1 protein-coding gene is annotated in these 1,071 nt (G+C 28.4%); it reads right to left on the reverse strand.

Annotation, left to right across the window (positions count from 1 at the left end; all coding sequences use genetic code 11):
- Positions 1 to 197: 197 nt before the first annotated feature.
- Entirely contained in the window at positions 198 to 977 is a 780-nt protein-coding gene (locus tag G3567_RS13170) for a hypothetical protein (protein ID WP_164005781.1), read from the reverse strand.
- Positions 978 to 1,071 lie beyond the last annotated feature (94 nt).

Consider the following 1,071-nt stretch of genomic DNA (forward strand, 5'->3'; position numbering starts at 1 on the left):
ACAACGGTCCAGGCTATGAGTAGTGCGGGAGTTCAAAAGCAAGAGTTTTAAACTTCGCACGGTGTCAAGCGAGCCATTTTTATGTTTATTATTTTCTCGACTAAAGATACAAATTGCGAGCGGAAAACAAGCAAAAAGTTTGGATTTAGCGACTTATCCCGCATTACTTATAGCCGGTGTTGGTAGTAGTTTTTTAGTCAGAAATCGATAGTATCATTCACTTTAAAACTTATTTCTAAAAACATTTCTCTATATCTGTATAAAGAATCTTTTTCACTAAAGTCTTTAGCTTCTTCAATTACAATTCCACTTAGTTTAAAATCCCCAGCTTTCTCAGGTTTTATTACGAATATTATATGAAACTTATCAGCTTTGTCAATTGTGTCAAAGCTATCCGGATAACGTTTAGCAACATTCCAAATTGTGTCATAATTAATTTCATCTCTATTGGTTATACCATTATCAAATTCTTCTTTAGTAGAATATATAAAATATAATTCTGAATCTAATTCATTAAAATACGCCCACGGTGTGAAGATTGTAATAGGTATGGACTCGCCTAAATCATATTCATCCTTTATTTCGTCTATTTCATAAAATGATCCACCCGCAACTTCTCCATTTTCATCGATTAGCCAAAATTGGTTAATGTAATCTTGATTTTTTACAAAAGGAGTTACTGAGTTATTAACGTATATAAATTCTCTTTGAATTGTAAGTTGGTTATTTTCATAAGTTGACCATTTACCAATTTTTATACTATCGTTGATAAACTTTCCCTCTTCAGAAAGTGATCCATTTTTGTCATAGTATCTAATAAGATTTGTATTACTATCTATTTTAATAATTTGATATTTATTATTTTTTGTACTGTTCAATTCTTCTTTAGTATTAAAGTTTTTATCATTAATACAACTTGTCAAAATATAAATGATTAAAATTAATGGAATTTTATAGTTCAATATTCTTCCTTGCATCCTCATATTAGATTATATTATTTCTGACATTTAAATTGTAGATTTTTTAATAGGAAAATTGAATATTAAAATCTTAAGTCAAATTACTACCAAC

The sequence above is a fragment of the Psychroflexus aurantiacus genome, assembly GCF_010820555.1.
In the GTDB taxonomy this organism is placed as follows: domain Bacteria; phylum Bacteroidota; class Bacteroidia; order Flavobacteriales; family Flavobacteriaceae; genus Psychroflexus; species Psychroflexus aurantiacus.

Excerpts from the sequence above, each read along its gene's own strand:
- G3567_RS13170 (WP_164005781.1), bottom strand. The coding sequence starts at position 977 with ATGCAAGGAAGAATATTGAACTATAAAATTCCATTAATTTTAATCATT.